General features: G+C 64.5%; 15 protein-coding genes. 9 read left to right on the forward strand and 6 right to left on the reverse strand.

Features of this window, described 5'->3' with window-relative positions; genetic code table 11:
• Positions 1-8: 8 nt before the first annotated feature.
• Positions 9-1,328, reverse strand: coding sequence for a serine hydroxymethyltransferase (locus tag QKW60_RS09885; RefSeq protein ID WP_282368425.1), 1,320 nt, complete (start codon positions 1,326-1,328; stop codon positions 9-11).
• A 95-nt stretch (positions 1,329-1,423) separates the two neighbouring features.
• Between QKW60_RS09885 and QKW60_RS09890 the strand changes: the two genes are divergently transcribed.
• Complete coding sequence (locus QKW60_RS09890; protein ID WP_282368427.1) at positions 1,424-2,293, forward strand: LysR substrate-binding domain-containing protein; 870 nt, start codon at positions 1,424-1,426, stop codon at positions 2,291-2,293.
• Positions 2,294-2,324: 31 nt separating this feature from the next.
• On the opposite strand, the gene QKW60_RS09895 is transcribed toward QKW60_RS09890, so the two are convergent.
• Entirely contained in the window at positions 2,325-3,023 is a 699-nt protein-coding gene (locus tag QKW60_RS09895) for a hydroxypyruvate isomerase family protein (RefSeq protein WP_336619162.1), read from the reverse strand.
• Positions 3,024-3,074: 51 nt separating this feature from the next.
• The gene (locus QKW60_RS09900) at positions 3,075-3,674 is read right to left on the reverse strand and encodes a DUF1285 domain-containing protein (RefSeq protein ID WP_282368430.1); all 600 of its coding nucleotides are present in this window, start codon (positions 3,672-3,674) and stop codon (positions 3,075-3,077) included.
• A 76-nt stretch (positions 3,675-3,750) separates the two neighbouring features.
• Here QKW60_RS09900 and QKW60_RS09905 point away from each other — a divergent pair, with 76 nt between their 5' ends.
• From QKW60_RS09905 to QKW60_RS09920, 4 genes are read left to right on the forward strand one after another with little or no spacing between them, the layout of a single operon-like run.
• Positions 3,751-4,755 carry an AAA family ATPase gene (locus QKW60_RS09905; protein ID WP_282368432.1) on the forward strand — a complete coding sequence of 335 codons (1,005 nt, stop codon included), beginning with the start codon at positions 3,751-3,753 and terminating at the stop codon, positions 4,753-4,755.
• A gap of 14 nt (positions 4,756-4,769) precedes the next feature.
• Complete coding sequence (locus QKW60_RS09910) at positions 4,770-5,648, forward strand: DUF58 domain-containing protein (RefSeq protein ID WP_282368676.1); 879 nt, start codon at positions 4,770-4,772, stop codon at positions 5,646-5,648.
• The gene (locus tag QKW60_RS09915; protein ID WP_282368434.1) at positions 5,648-8,413 is read left to right on the forward strand and encodes a DUF4159 domain-containing protein; all 2,766 of its coding nucleotides are present in this window, start codon (positions 5,648-5,650) and stop codon (positions 8,411-8,413) included. The genes QKW60_RS09910 and QKW60_RS09915 overlap by 1 nt, the downstream gene beginning before the upstream one ends.
• On the forward strand, positions 8,410-10,494 hold the full coding sequence (locus tag QKW60_RS09920; RefSeq protein WP_282368435.1) for a hypothetical protein: 2,085 nt from the start codon (positions 8,410-8,412) through the stop codon (positions 10,492-10,494). Before QKW60_RS09915 ends, QKW60_RS09920 begins: the two co-directional genes overlap by 4 nt.
• On the opposite strand, the gene QKW60_RS09925 is transcribed toward QKW60_RS09920, so the two are convergent.
• Positions 10,495-10,641 (reverse strand): hypothetical protein, encoded by a 147-nt coding sequence (locus QKW60_RS09925; RefSeq protein WP_282368436.1) that lies wholly within the window; start codon positions 10,639-10,641, stop codon positions 10,495-10,497.
• Between the two features lie 70 nt (positions 10,642-10,711).
• Here QKW60_RS09925 and QKW60_RS09930 point away from each other — a divergent pair, with 70 nt between their 5' ends.
• Positions 10,712-11,398: an ArsR/SmtB family transcription factor gene (locus tag QKW60_RS09930; RefSeq protein WP_282368437.1), complete on the forward strand. Its 687-nt coding sequence runs from the start codon at positions 10,712-10,714 to the stop codon at positions 11,396-11,398.
• 63 nt (positions 11,399-11,461) lie between these two features.
• Here the strand turns inward: QKW60_RS09930 and QKW60_RS09935 are convergent, their stop codons facing one another.
• Both QKW60_RS09935 and QKW60_RS09940 read right to left on the reverse strand, forming a co-directional pair.
• Complete coding sequence (locus QKW60_RS09935; protein ID WP_282368438.1) at positions 11,462-11,665, reverse strand: hypothetical protein; 204 nt, start codon at positions 11,663-11,665, stop codon at positions 11,462-11,464.
• A gap of 140 nt (positions 11,666-11,805) precedes the next feature.
• The gene (locus tag QKW60_RS09940; RefSeq protein WP_282368439.1) at positions 11,806-12,162 is read right to left on the reverse strand and encodes a hypothetical protein; all 357 of its coding nucleotides are present in this window, start codon (positions 12,160-12,162) and stop codon (positions 11,806-11,808) included.
• A gap of 145 nt (positions 12,163-12,307) precedes the next feature.
• Between QKW60_RS09940 and QKW60_RS09945 the strand changes: the two genes are divergently transcribed.
• Genes QKW60_RS09945 through glcF form a run of 3 tightly spaced genes read left to right on the forward strand, consistent with a single transcriptional unit; the run spans position 12,308 to position 16,194 of the window.
• Positions 12,308-13,741: an FAD-linked oxidase C-terminal domain-containing protein gene (locus tag QKW60_RS09945; protein ID WP_282368440.1), complete on the forward strand. Its 1,434-nt coding sequence runs from the start codon at positions 12,308-12,310 to the stop codon at positions 13,739-13,741.
• Positions 13,742-13,798: 57 nt separating this feature from the next.
• Complete coding sequence (gene glcE / locus QKW60_RS09950) at positions 13,799-14,908, forward strand: glycolate oxidase subunit GlcE (RefSeq protein ID WP_282368678.1); 1,110 nt, start codon at positions 13,799-13,801, stop codon at positions 14,906-14,908.
• The gene (gene glcF / locus QKW60_RS09955; RefSeq protein WP_282368441.1) at positions 14,908-16,194 is read left to right on the forward strand and encodes a glycolate oxidase subunit GlcF; all 1,287 of its coding nucleotides are present in this window, start codon (positions 14,908-14,910) and stop codon (positions 16,192-16,194) included. The genes glcE and glcF overlap by 1 nt, the downstream gene beginning before the upstream one ends.
• Positions 16,195-16,291: the final 97 nt, after the last annotated feature.

The following is a 16,291-nucleotide window of genomic DNA, read 5'->3' on the forward strand; positions in this document are numbered from 1 at the left end:
GCACCGGGTCATGCCCGGATATAGTGATAGCCGTCAAAGCCCCGCCGCAGTTTAGCGACTTCAGCGGCGAGCGATGCCGGATCGTTGGACCTGAGGGCCGCTGCGATCAGGCGGGCAAGCTCGGGCGCATGCGCCTCGGTCACACCCCGGCGCACCAGTTCCGGCGTGCCGATCCTGAGGCCGTTGAGGTCACCGGGCACCTCTGCCAGCGGCAGACCGATGCCGCAGGCCAGAAAGCCCGCCTTGCGCAGGGTCTTGGAAGCCGCCTGACCACCGCCGAATGCCGCAGCTTCGATGGCGAACTGATGCGACCGGGTAAAACCTTGTCCGGCGGCGAAGACCGGCAGCCCCTCATCGGCAAGGGCCTGCGCCAGTGCCCGGGAAACGGCGATCATCCTGGATGCATAGGCTGCACCATGGTCGCGCCAGTCGAGTAGGCTCAGCGCCAGCGCCGCCGTCCTTCCGGCATCGAAATTCGCGGTCATGCCCGGAAAGGCGATGTGGTCAAGCGCTTCGGCGATCCCAGCATCGTTGGTCACGATCAGACCACCCGCTGGTCCACCGAGGCTCTTGTAGGTCGACATCGTCATCAGATGTGCGCCTTCCGCAAGCGGGTTCTTCCATGCCCGCCCGGCGATGATGCCGCACTGATGGGCAGCGTCGAACAGAACCTTCGCGCCCACCTCGTCGGCGATGGCCCGAACCTCGGCCACCGGATGTTCAAAGAGGTTGAGCGAGCCACCCACGGTAATCAGATTCGGGCGCACCTCGTGCGCAAGGGCGGCAAGGCCGTCGAGGTCGATCGTGTACCCATCGGCATTGACTGGCGCGGGATGGGTGACAAGACCATAAAGCCCGGCGCAACCGGCGTTGTGATGCGTGACATGGCCGCCGATCGTGGCCGGCGGGGCGATGATCGCATCGCCCGGTTTGGTCAGCGCCATGAAGCCGTAAAGGTTGGCCATCGCACCGGAAAACACCCGGATCTCGGCATAACGGGCGTCGAAGATTTCGGCCGCGAGTTCGGCAGCGATGACCTCGATCTCCTCGATCGCCTCCAGCCCCATCTCGTATTTGTCGCCGGGATAGCCGAGCGACGGGCGGGACCCGAGCCCGCGGGACAACGCCGCCTCAGCCATGGGGTTCATGACATTGGTCGCGGGGTTGAGATTGAAGCAGTCGCGGTCATGGATTTCCGTGTTCCGGTCAATCAGCCGATCGATACGGGCTGCGACGGTATCCGAGGGCGCTGCGGTTTCCGTCGCCTGTCTCTGGATCAGCTCTTCACATTGGGCCGGAACCCAGGGGCGGGGGGCAAGATGGGGCATGGCATCCTCCTTTGGTTGCAACAAGGAAACCAGACAAGGCTTGCACCTTCAAATCAGATTTGCGAAATTTTAGGCGTAGAAAATCTGAGGCTCGAATGCCGGTCGCACCGCCCCCGCTGAAAGGATTGCCGCTGAACGCGCTGCGTGCCTTCGAGGCTGCAGCCCGTCTGGGCGGCTTCGCGGCAGCAGGGGTTGAACTGGGTGTCACCGCCGGGTCGGTGGCGGCGCATGTGAAGGCGCTTGAGGAAACGCTCGGCGCGGCTTTGTTCGACCGGCACGCGAAGGGCGTGCGGCTGAGCGGGCTGGGCCAACGGGTCTTGCCCGCCTTTACCGATGCCTTCGACCAGCTTGGTCTCGCCGTTCAGACCCTTCGCGTCGAGGCCGCGCCCCGCACCGTTCATATCGCGACGCTTCCTTCAATCGCCCAGCTCTGGCTCTCGCCCCGGCTGCCAGCCCTGCGCCGGGCGGCGCCTGAAATCACGGTGTCGATCACCGCGATGGAACGGCCGCCCGATCTGAAGCGAAGCCCCTTTGATCTCAATCTCTTCTTTTTGCCAAAGGGCGAGGGGAGGGTGCTGGAGCAGGACGAGATTTTCCCTGTCTGCGCACCGGCTCTGGCCGGGCAACTGAAACAGCCTGGCGATCTGGCCGCTTTGCCCTGCCTGATCGACAGCACATGGTCGGATGACTGGCAGCTCTGGACCGAGGCGGCGGGGCTTTCGGGCTTCGCGCCCAAGGGGCCGGTCTTTTCCCTATATGCTCTGGCGGTTGAAGAGGCGGTCAATGGCGCCGGGGTGCTGATCGGCCACCGCGCGCTTGTCAGATCGCAGCTTGAAAGCGGCGCGCTCGTCGCGCCGTTCGGCAAACGCCTGCCGTTGAACCGTGTGCTGTCCCTCTGGTCTGCGCGCGCCTTCCGCCCGGGCGGTCCGGCGTCGCGTGTGGTGGAGTGGCTGGCAAAAGTGTGACGGGCAGGGCAGGAGTAGTCCGGCTTAGACACTACCGCATCCAGTCAAGGCCCGCTTCGGTGGAGGTGGCAGGCGCGTATTCGCCGCTGACCCAGCCGCCAAAACCCTCTGCGTCGAGCCGTGCGAAGAAGGCGGGATAGTCGATCTCGCCCCCGGCCGGTTCATTGCGGCCGGGAAACCCCGCGACCTGAACGTGAACCGCGCGGTTGCCGTGGGCCGCCCAGCTTCCCATCACGTCGCCGGTGATCCGGTGGGCATGGTAGGCGTCGAATTGCAGCGCAAGGTTCGGGGCGGCAACGGCGTCCAGCACGCGCGCGGCGGTGCCGTAATCCGCAAGGAAATAGCCCGGCATGTCGTGGCGGTTGATGGGCTCGATGGTCAGGCTTTGTTTGGGCGCACGGGCGGCGGCCCATTTCAGGTTCTGGACGAAGGTCGCCTCGGCCTCCGCCCCCTCCGTTACGCCCGCCATGATATGGATATGGCGCGGCTTCAGAACCTGCGCAAACCGCAAGGTCCTCTCGAAATCGCGGCGAAAGCGATCCTCCAGCCCCGGGATCGCGGCGAAGCCCTGCGGACCGCCGGTTGCATTGGGCGGCGGGCAGTTCATCAGGACGAATGTCAGCCCATTCCAGATCATCTGGTCGCGCATGTCCTGCGCCGGGGCGTCATAGGGAAAGAGGATCTCGACCGCCTCGAACCCCGCTTCGACGGCGGCGCGAAAGCGGTCCATCAGAGGGCGCTCCTGAAAGAGCCAGGACAGGTTGGCACAGAATTTAGGCACCTATGTCAACTCCGTCGAAGGGATGACCGGAAAGAAGTCGCCACCGGACCAGAGGCCGAACCAGCTTGTCCCGTCCCGGTCCTCGTGTGCCCCATGCTCAACCAGCCGGTAGAAGGTCTTGCGGTCGATCAGCGCCTCAAGGTTGCGCCGGATGAGGATATAGGGCGAGGGCTCGCCGGTTTCGGGGTTTCGGACGACGCGGATCGGGTGGGCCGGGCCGGCAGTGACCTCGTCCTCGACATTGGTCACGAAGGTGATCGTCTGGTCGCGGCCAGTGCCTGAGGCATTGACGTCAACCGCAACGAAAGGCGCATCGATGACGCGGATACCGACCTTTTCGACCGGGGTAACCAGGAAGAAGTCATCGCCGTCCTTCCGGATGATGGAACTGAAAAGCTTCACCAAACCATGCCGGTTGATCGGCGTCCCAAGGTAGAACCACGTCCCGTCGCGCCGGATCTCCATGTCCAGATCGCCGCAGAAGGGTGGGTTCCAGAGATGCACCGGCGGCGGCCCCTTCTTGCCCGCGGCTTTGGCAGCCGCTGCGAGGTTTTCCGCCGAGGATTTCACGATCAATTGTTCTTTTTCCGAATTCGCCATTGGTGCCGTGTCGAATTTCTGCCTTTATGATCCCATCTATACTTAACTCATCGTGAGAGATGAAGGAGCGCGCGTCATGGCCGAGGCCGATGAACTTCTGACCGAGATCGAAGCCTTGGGCGAAAAGATCGCCGAGGCGCGGCAGGCGGTCGGACGCCGTTTCATCGGGCAAGAGCGGGTGGTGGAACTGTCGCTGGCGGCACTCCTGTGTGGCGGGCATGGTTTGTTGGTCGGCCTGCCGGGCATGGGCAAGACCATGCTGGTCGATACGCTCGGCACGGTCATGGGCCTCACGTCGGGTCGGGTGCAGTTCACGCCGGACCTGATGCCTGCCGATATCCTGGGGTCCGAGGTGCTGGAGACAGCGAAGGATGGTTCGCGCAGCTTCCGGTTCATCGAAGGACCGGTATTCTGTCAGTTGCTGATGGCCGATGAGATCAACCGCGCCAGCCCCCGTACCCAGTCGGCTTTGTTGCAGGCGATGCAGGAACGCGAGGTCACAATCGCCGGTCAGCACCGCAAGCTGCCCGCGCCGTTCCATGTGCTTGCCACCCAGAACCCGATTGAACAGGAAGGCACCTATCCGCTGCCGGAGGCGCAGCTTGACCGGTTCCTTGTCCAGATCGATGTCGAATATCCGGATCGTGATACCGAACGTGATATCCTTCTGGCGACGACCGGCGTCGCGAAACAGGAAAGCCCGCGCATCTTCACGGCTGAAGACCTGATCGCCGCCCAGACCACAGTGCGGCGCATGCCGGTGGGCGACAAGATCGTCGAACTGATCCTCGATCTGGTCCGCGCCTGCCGTCCGGGCGAGGCGGAGGCCGGTCAGGCGATCAATGACAGTGTCAGCTGGGGGCCGGGGCCCCGTGCCGCTCAGGCCCTGATGCTGACGGTCCGGGCGCGGGCGCTTCTGAATGGTCGTCTGGCGCCCTCGGCCGAGGACGTTCTGGCCCTCGCCCGACCGGTGCTCAGCCACCGCATGGCGCTCTCCTTCGCTGCCCGCGCCCGGGGCGAGGAATTGGCCGATATCATCGACGGGGTGGCGCGTGACATCACCCGGGCCGAGGCGGCTTGACCACCACCGGACATATGTCGGCCCGCCCGGCGGGCCTGAGACGCAATGCGGAAGGTTTGGCGTCTGCCCTGCCGCCCCTGATGGCCGATGCCCGGCATCTCGCGTCAACCGTGCAGCTTGGCGAACATGGCCGCCGCCTCTCCGGCATGGGGTCTGAGTTCTGGCAGTACCGCCCCGCCCATGCGGGCGACGAGGCGCGGTTCATCGACTGGCGCCGGTCGGGCAAGGCTGACGCGCAATTCGTGCGTGAACGGGAGTGGCAGGCGGCGCAGTCGGTGCATCTTTGGGTCGATGATGCACAGTCAATGGAATTCACCGGCGACCAGAAGCGCCAGTCGAAGGCCGATCGTGCGCGGCTGCTGGCGCTCGCGCTAGGCGTTCTTCTGATCCGTGCGGGCGAAAGAGTCGGGTTGACCGATCCGATTGCGCCACCGCGTTCGGGCGAGGTGCAGCTTTTGCGCCTTGCCCACGCCTTCACCCGCCCGGCGGGTGAGGCTGATTTCGGCGCGCCCGAGGCGCGCGCCATTCTTCCCGGATCGCGTGCGGTCTTCATCTCGGATTTCATGGGCGCGCCCGAAGGGGTCGAAAAAGCGCTGGGTCTTGCGGCCGATAAGGGTGTGACCGGGGTGCTGATGCAGATCCTCGACCCTGTCGAAGAAGCCTTTCCCTATGACGGGCGCACGATCTTTGAAAGTATGGCCGGGACCATGCTGCATGAAACGCTGAAGGCGGGCGATCTGCGCGACCGTTATCGGGAACGGCTGGCGGAACGCAAGGAACGGCTGGCCGCGTTCGCCCGGCGGGCAGGGTGGCTGTTCACCACGCATCATACGGGTGCGTCTGCCCAGTCGGCGCTGCTTTGGCTTTATGCCGCGCTGAGGAAGGATCACTGATGTTCGTCCTCGGCCCCATCGGCTTTACCGTACCCTGGCTCCTTTGGGGGCTCGTGGCGCTGCCGGTGCTGTGGCTGCTCTTGCGCGCCATTCCGCCCGCGCCGATCCGTCGGCGGTTTCCGGGCGTGGCGCTTCTGCTGGGGCTGAAGGACGACGAACAACAGACCGACCGGACGCCCTGGTGGTTGCTGCTGATCCGGATGCTCGCCGTGGCAGCGATCATTGCCGGGTTTGCCGGACCGGTCCTGAACCCCGAACAAACGGAGGCAGGCGACGGGCCGCTTCTGATCCTCGTTGACGGAAGCTGGGCCGATGCCCGCGACTGGCCGCGCCGAACCCAGCGCATCGCTGCCGCCCTCTCCGAAGCGGGGCGTGCCGGGCGGCCGGTGGCGCTTGTCGCGCTCACCGATATCCCGCCGGGAGAGCTGGTCTTTGCGGCTGCCGATACCGTGGCGCGCGGGTTGCCGGGATTGCAGCCCCGTGCCTGGGAGCCGGGGGTCGAGGATATGAAAGCGCTGACTTCGGCTCTGCCCGAGGAAGGTTTTGACACGCTCTGGCTGTCAGACGGGATCGCGCGGGACGGCAGAGCTGAACTGACCGACGTGCTGGCGGCGCGGGGCCAGGTGAAGGCGGTCGAGAGCTTGCGCGATGTGCGTGCGCTCGGCGCCGCGACATACGAGGGCGGTCAGGTTGGCGTAGACGTTCTCAGGGCGCGGGACGTGGCGGCGGGACCCACCGAGGTTGTGGCGCGCGGGCTCGATCCGGCAGGGATCGAGCGGGAACTGGCGCGCTCGGCGGCCGAGTTCGCGTCTGGTGAAACCAGCGTTACGGCTGCATTCGACCTTCCACCCGAGTTGCGCAATCGCATTACCCGGTTCGAGATCGCGGGCGAGGCAACGGCGGGGGCGGTGGCCCTGGCCGATGACGCGCTGAAGCGTCGGAAAGTGGCGCTGGTCGCAGGCACGGTGGACCGCGAGGGCTTGCAACTGCTGGCGCCCGATCACTACCTGCGTCAGGCTCTGGTGCCGACAGCCGAGGTGATCGAAGGCACCGTGGGCGACGTTCTATTGTCCAATCCCGATGTGGTGATCCTCGCCGATATCGCCAAGGTGACGGAGGAGGGGGCGCTGGTCGATTGGGTCGAGGCTGGCGGGCTCTTGGTACGATTTGCCGGGCCACGGCTTGCGGCCTCGGATGTGGGTCGTGATGCGTCCGATCCTCTGCTGCCGGTGCGGTTGCGGGCGGGTGGCCGTTCAGTTGGCGGCGCGATGAGCTGGGGCGAACCCAAGACGCTGCAGCCCTTCGCCGAAGGCTCACCCTTTCGCGGGCTCGCCCTGCCAACCGATGTCACGGTCACGGCGCAGGTTCTGGCACAGCCCGGCCCTGATCTGGCCGAGGCAACGATTGCCGAACTGTCCGATGGCACACCGCTCGTGACCCGGCGGTCGATCGGTGAGGGGCAGGTCGTGCTGTTCCACGTCACCGCAAACGCCGAATGGTCGAACCTGCCGCTTTCGGGTCTCTTCGTGCAGATGCTTGAGCGGCTTGCGGTTTCAAGCCGCCCGGTTCGGCCTGCCGAGGCCGAGCTGGAAGGGACGACCTGGGTTGCCGAGCGGGTGCTTGACGCGTTCGGCAACCTGCAGGAGGCAAGTGACCTGCCCGGCATTCCGGGCGAGCGGCTGGCAGAGCCGGCACTCGGCCCAGACCTGCCGCCCGGGCTTTATGCCTCGGGCGACCGTCTGATTGCCGTGAATGTCATCGCAACCGGTCGGAAACTGGCGGCGGCGGAGTGGCCTTCGGGTACGGTTATTGAAGGGTTGAGCGCCCTGCGCGAGACGCTTCTGAAGGGCTGGTTCCTCGCGGTGGCACTGACATTGTTGATGATCGACCTCGTGGCTTCTCTGGCGCTTTCAGGGCGGCTCAGGGGCGCGCAAGCGGGTATTGCAATGGTGTTGGCCACCGCGATTCTGTTGCCCTTGCCAGAGGGTGCCCGGGCGCAGTCAGATGCGGACACGCGGCTGATCGAAGCGACAGGAAGCGTGGTTCTCGCTCATGTCACCACCGGTGATGCCCGCGTGGACGAGGTCGCGCAGGCGGGGCTCCTCGGTCTGTCGGAGGTGCTCTTTGCCCGAACCTCGGTCGAGCCGATCCTGCCGATGTCCGTCGATCTGGAAGCCGATGACCTGTCTGTCTTCACCTTTCTTTACTGGCCGGTGACGACGACCCAGTCTGCGCCCTCGCCAGAGGCATATCGCAAGCTCAACCGCTATCTCCGGTCGGGCGGCATGATCCTTTTCGATACGAGGGATGCCGATGTCGCAGGTTTTGGTGCGGCCTCGCCGGAAGGCCGTCGCCTGCAAGCCCTTGCCGCGCCCCTCGATATTCCACCGCTGGAACCGATCCCTTCGGACCATGTGCTGACCCGCGCCTTTTACCTGCTGCAGGACTTCCCCGGCCGCCATGCCGGCCGTTCGGTGTGGGTCGAGGCCGCGCCGCCTGACGCAGAACGCGCCGAGGGTATGCCGTTCCGCAACCTCAATGACGGGGTGACGCCGGTGGTGATCGGCGGTAATGACTGGGCCGGCGCCTGGGCGGTTGACGATAATGCACGACCGCTTCTGCCGGTCGGTAGCGGGCTTGGCGGAGAGCGCCAGCGCGAGATTGCGTATCGCTTCGGCGTCAACCTGATCATGCATGTCCTGACTGGCAACTACAAATCCGACCAGGTCCATGTGCCAGCGCTTCTGGAAAGGCTGGGGCAATGAACGGTCAGGTGGTTTTTGATCCGCTTCTGCCCTGGCCTGTGATCTGGGCGGCGGCGGTTCTGGCCGCGATCATGACCGGCTTCGCGCTTTGGCGCGGGCTGTCGGGCGGCTGGCTGAGGATGCTTGCGGCCGCCGTAATGCTAGCCGGAATCGCGCAGCCGTCGCTGCAGACCGAGAACCGGCGGCCTTTGTCGGACATCGTCATCCTTGTTGTTGACGAAAGCGCGAGCCAGAAGATATCGGACCGCGCCGAGCAAACCGCTGCCGCTGTCGCGCGGATCGAGGCAGAGGTGGCGGCGCTGCCCGATACCGAACTTCGAAAGATCGTCGTCGGCGACGGGGCCGGGGATACCGGCACACTGGCGCTCACCGCGCTGTCGCAGGCGCTTGCGGAAGAGCCGCGCGCACGGGTCGCGGGCGCGATCCTTGTCACGGACGGGCAGGTCCATGACCTTGATGTCGGTGCCGACATGCCTGCACCGTTGAATGTCTTGCTGACCGGTCACGGGTCGGATTGGGACAGGCGGCTGATGGTCAAGACCGCGCCGGTTTTTGGCATCATCGGCGAGCCGGTCAACCTGACGCTCCGGGTTGAGGAGCAAGGCAGCATGCCGGGTCAATTGGCCGGGCGCCCGGTGGTTCTGTCGGTCGCCATCGACGGTGGCGCGGCGCAGGATTTCACCGTGCCGGTGGGCGAGGATCTGGACCTGCCCCTGACACTCGACCATGGCGGCCAGAACGTGGTGCAGATCAAACTTGCCACGGACGAAGGTGAACTGACCGACCGCAACAATATGGCGGTTGTACAGATCAACGGGGTACGCGACCGGCTGCGCGTGCTGCTGGTTTCGGGCGAGCCCTATGCGGGCGAGCGCACCTGGCGTAACCTCCTGAAGTCTGACAGCGCGGTCGACCTCGTGCATTTCACCATCCTGCGCCCGCCAGAAAAGCAGGACGGGGTGCCTGTTTCGGAGCTTTCGCTGATCGCGTTTCCGACGCGGGAGCTGTTTATCGAGAAGATCGAAGAGTTCGATCTGATCATCTTCGACCGCTATCGTTTGAGGGGCATTCTGCCGGCCTCGTACCTCGACAATATCCGAGACTATGTTGAAAAGGGCGGGGCGGTTCTGGTTTCTGCCGGGCCGGACTTTGCCTCGGTCGAAAGCCTCTATCATTCCGGGCTGGGCGACATTCTGCCCGCACGCCCCACCGCGATCGTGATTGATGAGGGGTATCGCCCCCTTGTGTCGGATCTGGGCCAGCGCCACCCGGTGACCGAGGGGCTGGAGACCTACACGCCTGAAGGGGGCGTTGCAGGCAGCGTCGGGGCACCCGAATGGGGACGTTGGATGCGACTTGTCGAACTGGCGGACCCGGTCGGCCAGGTGGTGATGGAAGGACCACGGGCCAAACCGCTTCTGGTTTTGAACCGGGTCGGCGAGGGGCGGATCGCGCTTCTGGCGTCCGACCATGCCTGGCTCTGGAACCGGGGTTTTGAGGGGGGCGGGCCGCAACTGGAGTTGCTGCGCCGTCTTGCCCACTGGATGATGAAGGAACCCGATCTGGAGGAGGAGGCGCTCACCGCCGAGGCGGAGGGCCAGAGCCTGACCATCACCCGCCGGACCCTTACAGAAGGCGCGCGCGAGGTAACGGTGACGGCACCAGACGGGACCGAGACGGTCCTACAGCTGACAGAGGCAGCACCGGGCCGCTACCGGGCAGAGTTTCAGGCACCCGAGATCGGGCTTTACCGGATGACGGATGGCGAGTTGGACCGGGTGATGGCGCTCGGCCCTGCCGCGCCGAAGGAGTTCGAGGAAACCATCGCAAGCGAGGACAAGCTGGCTGCGCTGGTCACGCCCACGAATGGCGGATTTCTCGCGCTGGAAAACGGCGCGCCGGATGTCCGGCGGGTCCGGGAAGGGCGGCCCGCGATCGGGCGCGGCTGGATCGGGATCACCCCGCGCGAGGCCTATCAGACACTCGATATCCGTATTGCTCCGCTGCTGCCTGCCTGGGCGTTCCTTCTGATCGCCGCCGCGCTGACCGTGGGCGCATGGTTGCGCGAAGGGCGGCGTTGATCAGGCCGGACGGGCACGGCGCGCATTTGGCCAGTTGATCAGAACGACTCCGACGATTGCGGTGACGATACCTGCGGCGGTGGATGGGTTAAGCCGCTGGCCGCGCTTCGTCGTGTCGATATGATAGCGGATGATGCAGGTCAGCATATTACTCTCCTCTCATGGAGAGGCAGGATCGCGGATTGTCCGACGTAAATGGTTCGACTATGGTCGAACTATGAAAGACGGCCCCGACATCGCCCGCATCGCCGCCCTGATCGGTGACCCGGCCCGTGCCAATATCCTGACCGCCCTGATGAGCGGCAAGGCCCTGACCGCGACCGAGCTGGCGCGGGAGGCAGGCGTGACGCTTCAGACCACGAGCGGGCATCTGGCCAAGCTCGAACGGGGTGGGCTGACGCGGGCTCTGAAGCAGGGGCGGCACAAATATGTCTCGCTTGCGGACGATGAGGTCGCGCGGGTGTTGGAGGCACTGATGGGGCTTGCCGCGAAGGCGGGGCATCTGCGCACGCGGACAGGGCCACGGGATGAAGCCCTGCGCAAGGCGCGGGTCTGCTACAACCACCTGGCCGGTGACATGGGCACACGGCTCTATGACCGCTTCATTGTACGGGGCTATCTCGGCCGGGACGGGGAGTCATTGATCCTGACGGGTTCGGGCGCTGCCTTTGTCCGCGACTTCGGAATTGATCTCGATGCGCTGGACAAAGGCCGGGCACCGCTTTGCCGCGATTGTCTGGACTGGAGCGAGAGGCGGGCACATCTGGCAGGCAGTCTAGGTCGAGTGCTGCTGACCCGGTTTGAAGAACTCGGCTGGGCCCGGCGCGACCCTGCAACCCGGGTCGTGCACTTTTCGCAATCAGGCGAAAGTCAGTTCGACAGGTTGGTGCAGGGCGTCACCTGACGGGGCCGTCCGGGCACAGGCCCGGACGATGGATAAGATACTGAAGACCGATGTTTGCGGTTGTCAGACCGGTACGTTGTCCCAAAGGCTGTCAGGATCGCTGGCGGTATCGGATACAACTCTGAGATGTGACCGACGTCCTGTCGCCGGAACCGGGGCGCCGAGCCGGTCGCGCAGCATGCGCTTCAGCTCTTCCGCACGCTCGGGTCTCGCCAGCAGGTCTTCCACGAACAGATCAATATCGTCGCGGCGTTTTGCCTGGCTCATGACATCCTCCCGAATTGTCTATGTTTTTTGTGCAATTGTGGCTGCGAAGCTAAGGATACCACAACTTTTGCGATTCCCCGATGACAAGTTGATGACAGATTTACGTAGCGTCCACTTTTCGGCAAGAGACCGCTGAGCAATCAGTTGGACAAGTCCAGTTGTGTCGGGCTTCCTACCCAGCCATCGAGCGTGCAGCGCGGTCGGATGAGTACATGGTCGAGCCCGTCGGGGATCGTCACGCCGGACAGCGACCGGGTGAAGGGCTGTTCCTCGACATGAGGGTGAGTCAACTCGCGGTAACCGAGCTTTACGCCGTCTGGCGCAAGGACCTCCCAGCCGCTGGCATAATGGTCCCAACCGGTGTCAGGATGGGCCAGCGTCACGGAAACGGTCCAGCCCGCGCCCTGCTGGACAGCTTCGGCGGTTACAACCTTCGGCGCGTCGGCATAGGCTGGTGCGACGACGAGGATGGAAAGAAGCAGTCCGGTTCTGATCATGGGTACAGACTGACATGATCGCGACAATCTGGGTATCACTTTGACGTGCGGTGGCGCGGGAATGCGGGGGATAATCCAGTGGAGCAATCATTTGGTTGCGTTATCGTAAAATTGGTTATAATTTTTGACCAATTTGGAGGATGAAATGCAGATTCCGGCGCCAGACCCGACTATCATTGCACGACGCTCGGACATTGTCGCCCGTCTGCGTCGAGTCCTGCCCGCAGATGCGGTCATCGACGATCCGACTGAGACGCGCGCCTATGAATGCGATGCGCTGGCCGCTTACCGCTGTCCGCCTCTGGCTGTCGTCCTGCCGCGTTCGACCGACGAGGTGGCGGCAGCGCTGAAGGTCTGCCACGCTGAAGGCGTGCCGGTCGTGCCGCGCGGGTCGGGCACATCGCTGGCGGGCGGGGCGCTGCCGACGGCCGATTCGGTGATCCTTGGAATTGCGCGCATGAACCGGGTGCTGGAGGTCGATTATGCCGACCGTTTCATTCGGGTGGAGGCCGGACGGACCAACCTGTCCGTTACGGGCGCGGTGGAGGCTGACGGATTCTTCTATGCGCCAGACCCATCGTCACAACTTGCCTGCGCTATTGCGGGCAACATCGCGATGAATTCGGGCGGCGCGCATTGCCTGAAATACGGGGTGACGACGAACAACCTTCTTGGCGTGACCATGGTGACGATGGCGGGCGAAGTCTTGCAGATCGGGGGCGCCCATATGGATGCGGGCGGGCTCGACCTGCTGGGTGTTGTCTGCGGGTCGGAAGGCCAGCTTGGCGTCGTGACCGAAGCCACCCTGCGCATTCTGCCCAAGCCTGAAGGTGCTCGCCCGGTGCTGATCGCCTTCAACTCCAACGAAGTCGCGGGCGCTTGCGTCGCCGATATTATCAAGGCCGGTGTCCTGCCAGTGGCGATCGAGTTCATGGACCGCCCCTGCATCCGCGCCTGCGAGGATTTCGCCAAGGCCGGTTATCCCGATTGCGAGGCGCTGCTAATCGTCGAGGTCGAGGGCGCACCAGCCGAGATCGACGAACAGCTTGCCCTTATCCGGCAGATCACAATGCGTCACGATCCAGTCGAGTTTCGAGAGGCCGCATCCGAGGACGAGGCAAAGAAAATCTGGCTTGGCCGCAAGTCGGCTTTCGGTGCGATGGGGCAGATCAACGACTATATGTGCCTCGACGGAACGATCCCGGTTTCCGCGCTGCCGCATGTCCTGAAGCGGATCGGCGAGATGAGCCGGGAATACGGGCTGGATGTCGCAAATGTATTCCATGCCGGCGACGGCAATATGCATCCCCTTATCCTTTTTGACGCCAACAAGCCCGGCGATCTGGAGACCTGCGAAGCCTTCGGGGCCGCGATCCTGAAGCTCTGCGTCGAGGTGGGTGGTTGCCTGACGGGCGAACATGGCGTTGGCATCGAAAAGCGGGACCTGATGCCCGATCAGTATTCACCGGCGGACATGGAGGCGCAGATGCGAGTCAAGGATGTCTTCGATCCAACATGGCTCCTGAACCCCGCAAAAGTGTTTCCCTTGACTGTAAGTGCCGGTCGACGCGCAGCCTGACGGTCATCCCGGGGCGTTCTCTCGGACCCCCCAAGTTAGTTCGGAACAGATGAGATGATGAAGCCAGAGACGGAAGACGAGGTGGCAGGGGCCGTTGGTGCGGCGACCGAGCCGTTGCATGTCGTCGGTGGCGGAACACGGGCTGTGGGGCGGCCGGTGCCCGGAGAGGTGCTGAATCTCTCGAACCTGTCTGGCATTACGCTGTACGAACCCGAAGCTCTGACCGTGGTTGCCAGGGCAGGAACGCGACTTGCCGATCTGGAGGCCGCGCTGTCAAAGGAAGGCCAGAGACTGGCCTTCGAACCTGCCGACTGGCGCGGATTGCTGGGGCACGGGGGGCATCCGACCGTGGGGGGGATGGTGGCGGCCAATATCTCGGGCTCCCGGCGGGTGCAGGCGGGCGCCTGCCGCGATGCGCTTCTGGGGGTGCGGTTCGTCGACGGCACCGGGGCGATCGTCAAGAATGGCGGCCGGGTTATGAAGAACGTGACCGGCTATGACCTCGTAAAACTGATGGCCGGAAGCTGGGGCACGCTTGGCGTTCTGACCGAGGTGGCGCTGAAGGTCCTGCCGGTTCCGGCGGCGGCGGCGACGCTGGTCGTTAGTGTCGAGGGCGCGACGGCTGCCGTCGCGGCGATGTCGGCGGCGCTCGGCTCGCCCCATGACGTGACCGGGGCGGCTTTCGTACCGGGAGAGGGCGTTCTGATCAGGATCGAGGGGTTCGCGGCATCGGTCGAATACCGGGCCGACAAGCTTGAAGAACTTCTGGTTCCCCACGGCCCGGTTCGGATTGAGACGGACCCGGTGCGTGTGTCCGCCGTTTGGAAGCGCGTCACGAATGTCACACTTTTCGCGGAAAAGGGTGGCGACGTCTGGAGGTTGTCCGTGCGGCCGTCTGACGCGCCCGCACTCTTGGCGGGGCTCGCTTGTGAATACATGCTGGATTGGGGCGGCGGGTTGATCTGGGCGCTTCTGCCAGAGGGAGAGGACGCACGGGCACGGCTGGGGCAGTTCAAGGGACATGCAACTCTGATCCGCGCATCGGAAGACACCCGCGCCCGGATCGCGCCGTTCCATCCCGAACCCCCGGCGCTGGCGAAGATATCGGCGGACCTTCGCGCTCGGTTCGATCCGAAGGGCATTCTCAATCCGGGGCTGATGGGCTGATGCAGACGAGTTTCACCGAAAAGCAGCTTCAGGACCCCGGCATCGCCCGGGCGAACGAAATCCTCAGGTCCTGCGTGCATTGCGGGTTTTGCACGGCGACCTGCCCGACCTATCAGGTGCTGGGCGATGAGCTGGACAGCCCGCGCGGGCGCATCTACCTGATCAAGGACATGCTGGAAAACGACCGCCCGGCGGATGAGAAAACCGTGGGTCATATCGACCGCTGCCTTTCGTGCCTTGCCTGCATGACCACGTGCCCATCGGGTGTGCATTACATGCATCTGGTGGACCACGCCCGCGCCCACATCGAGAAGACGTACCGGCGACCATTCATGGATCGCGCCCTGCGATGGGTTCTGGCACGGGTCATTCCCAATCCCCGGCTGTTCCGATTGTCGCTCTTGGGCGCGAAACTGGCCCGTCCCTTGGCAGGACTTCTGCCCGATGCGCGGCTGAGGGCCATGGTGGCAATGGCGCCGAAGCGGATACCGCCGGTCAGCCGCAACGACATGCCTCAGGTGTTCCCGGCAACGGGCGAGCGGCGGATGCGTGTCGCGCTGATGACCGGATGTGCGCAGAAGGCGCTGAACACCGACATCAATGATGCGACGATCCGGCTGCTGCGGCGGCTGGGCTGTGAAGTCGTCGTCGCGAAGGGGGCGGGCTGTTGCGGGGCGCTGACCCATCACATGGGTCGCGAGGCTGAGGCGCATGCCTCGGCTGCTGCCAATATCTCGGCGTGGACGGCGGAGAAGAACGGCGCGGGGCTGGACGCCATCGTCATCAACACCAGCGGTTGCGGCACGACGGTCAAGGATTACGGCCATATGTTCCGCACCACTGATCTGGCTGCGGATGCGGCGGGTGTCGCGGCTTTGGCCTGCGATGTGACCGAGTTGCTGGTGCGGCTTGGTGTGGAAGGTCAAGCGCCCGAGGCCCTGAAGGTCGCCTACCACGCTGCCTGTTCCCTGCAGCATGGCCAGAAGGTCACGGCAGCCCCAAAGACGCTGCTGAAGGCCGTGGGCTTTGAGGTCGTGGAACCCGCGGACCCGCATCTCTGCTGCGGCTCGGCGGGCACCTACAATCTGCTGCAGCCAGAGATTTCGGCGGAACTCAAGGCGCTGAAGGTGAAGACGCTTGAGGCGCGCAAGCCCGACCTGATCGCGGCGGGCAATATCGGCTGCATGATGCAGATCGGATCGGGCACCGACCTGCCGATCGTGCATACGGTCGAACTCATCGACTGGGCAACCGGTGGACCGCGCCCGGCGGCTCTGGGGCGCTGAGGACACGGTGCGGGCAAAAGGCACTGTCATTCCGTATGAGGGCTGGCCGGGCAGGAACGCCCGGCCATAAATTTGCCCTAACGGCCAGATAGGACAC

It is taken from the genome of Albidovulum aestuarii, assembly GCF_029961185.1.
GTDB classification, from domain to species: Bacteria; Pseudomonadota; Alphaproteobacteria; order Rhodobacterales; family Rhodobacteraceae; genus Albidovulum; species Albidovulum aestuarii.

What these genes read in the sequence shown, in the direction of transcription:
- QKW60_RS09885 (WP_282368425.1), bottom strand. Translation starts at nt 1,328, where the DNA reads ATGCCCCATCTTGCCCCCCGCCCCTGGGTTCCGGCCCAATGTGAAGAG.
- QKW60_RS09890 (WP_282368427.1), top strand. Translation starts at nt 1,424, where the DNA reads ATGCCGGTCGCACCGCCCCCGCTGAAAGGATTGCCGCTGAACGCGCTG.
- QKW60_RS09895 (WP_336619162.1), bottom strand. Translation starts at nt 3,023, where the DNA reads ATGGACCGCTTTCGCGCCGCCGTCGAAGCGGGGTTCGAGGCGGTCGAG.
- QKW60_RS09900 (WP_282368430.1), bottom strand. Translation starts at nt 3,674, where the DNA reads ATGGCGAATTCGGAAAAAGAACAATTGATCGTGAAATCCTCGGCGGAA.
- QKW60_RS09905 (WP_282368432.1), top strand. Translation starts at nt 3,751, where the DNA reads ATGGCCGAGGCCGATGAACTTCTGACCGAGATCGAAGCCTTGGGCGAA.
- QKW60_RS09910 (WP_282368676.1), top strand. Translation starts at nt 4,770, where the DNA reads ATGTCGGCCCGCCCGGCGGGCCTGAGACGCAATGCGGAAGGTTTGGCG.
- QKW60_RS09915 (WP_282368434.1), top strand. Translation starts at nt 5,648, where the DNA reads ATGTTCGTCCTCGGCCCCATCGGCTTTACCGTACCCTGGCTCCTTTGG.
- QKW60_RS09920 (WP_282368435.1), top strand. Translation starts at nt 8,410, where the DNA reads ATGAACGGTCAGGTGGTTTTTGATCCGCTTCTGCCCTGGCCTGTGATC.
- QKW60_RS09925 (WP_282368436.1), bottom strand. Translation starts at nt 10,641, where the DNA reads ATGCTGACCTGCATCATCCGCTATCATATCGACACGACGAAGCGCGGC.
- QKW60_RS09930 (WP_282368437.1), top strand. Translation starts at nt 10,712, where the DNA reads ATGAAAGACGGCCCCGACATCGCCCGCATCGCCGCCCTGATCGGTGAC.
- QKW60_RS09935 (WP_282368438.1), bottom strand. Translation starts at nt 11,665, where the DNA reads ATGAGCCAGGCAAAACGCCGCGACGATATTGATCTGTTCGTGGAAGAC.
- QKW60_RS09940 (WP_282368439.1), bottom strand. Translation starts at nt 12,162, where the DNA reads ATGATCAGAACCGGACTGCTTCTTTCCATCCTCGTCGTCGCACCAGCC.
- QKW60_RS09945 (WP_282368440.1), top strand. Translation starts at nt 12,308, where the DNA reads ATGCAGATTCCGGCGCCAGACCCGACTATCATTGCACGACGCTCGGAC.
- glcE (WP_282368678.1), top strand. Translation starts at nt 13,799, where the DNA reads ATGAAGCCAGAGACGGAAGACGAGGTGGCAGGGGCCGTTGGTGCGGCG.
- glcF (WP_282368441.1), top strand. Translation starts at nt 14,908, where the DNA reads ATGCAGACGAGTTTCACCGAAAAGCAGCTTCAGGACCCCGGCATCGCC.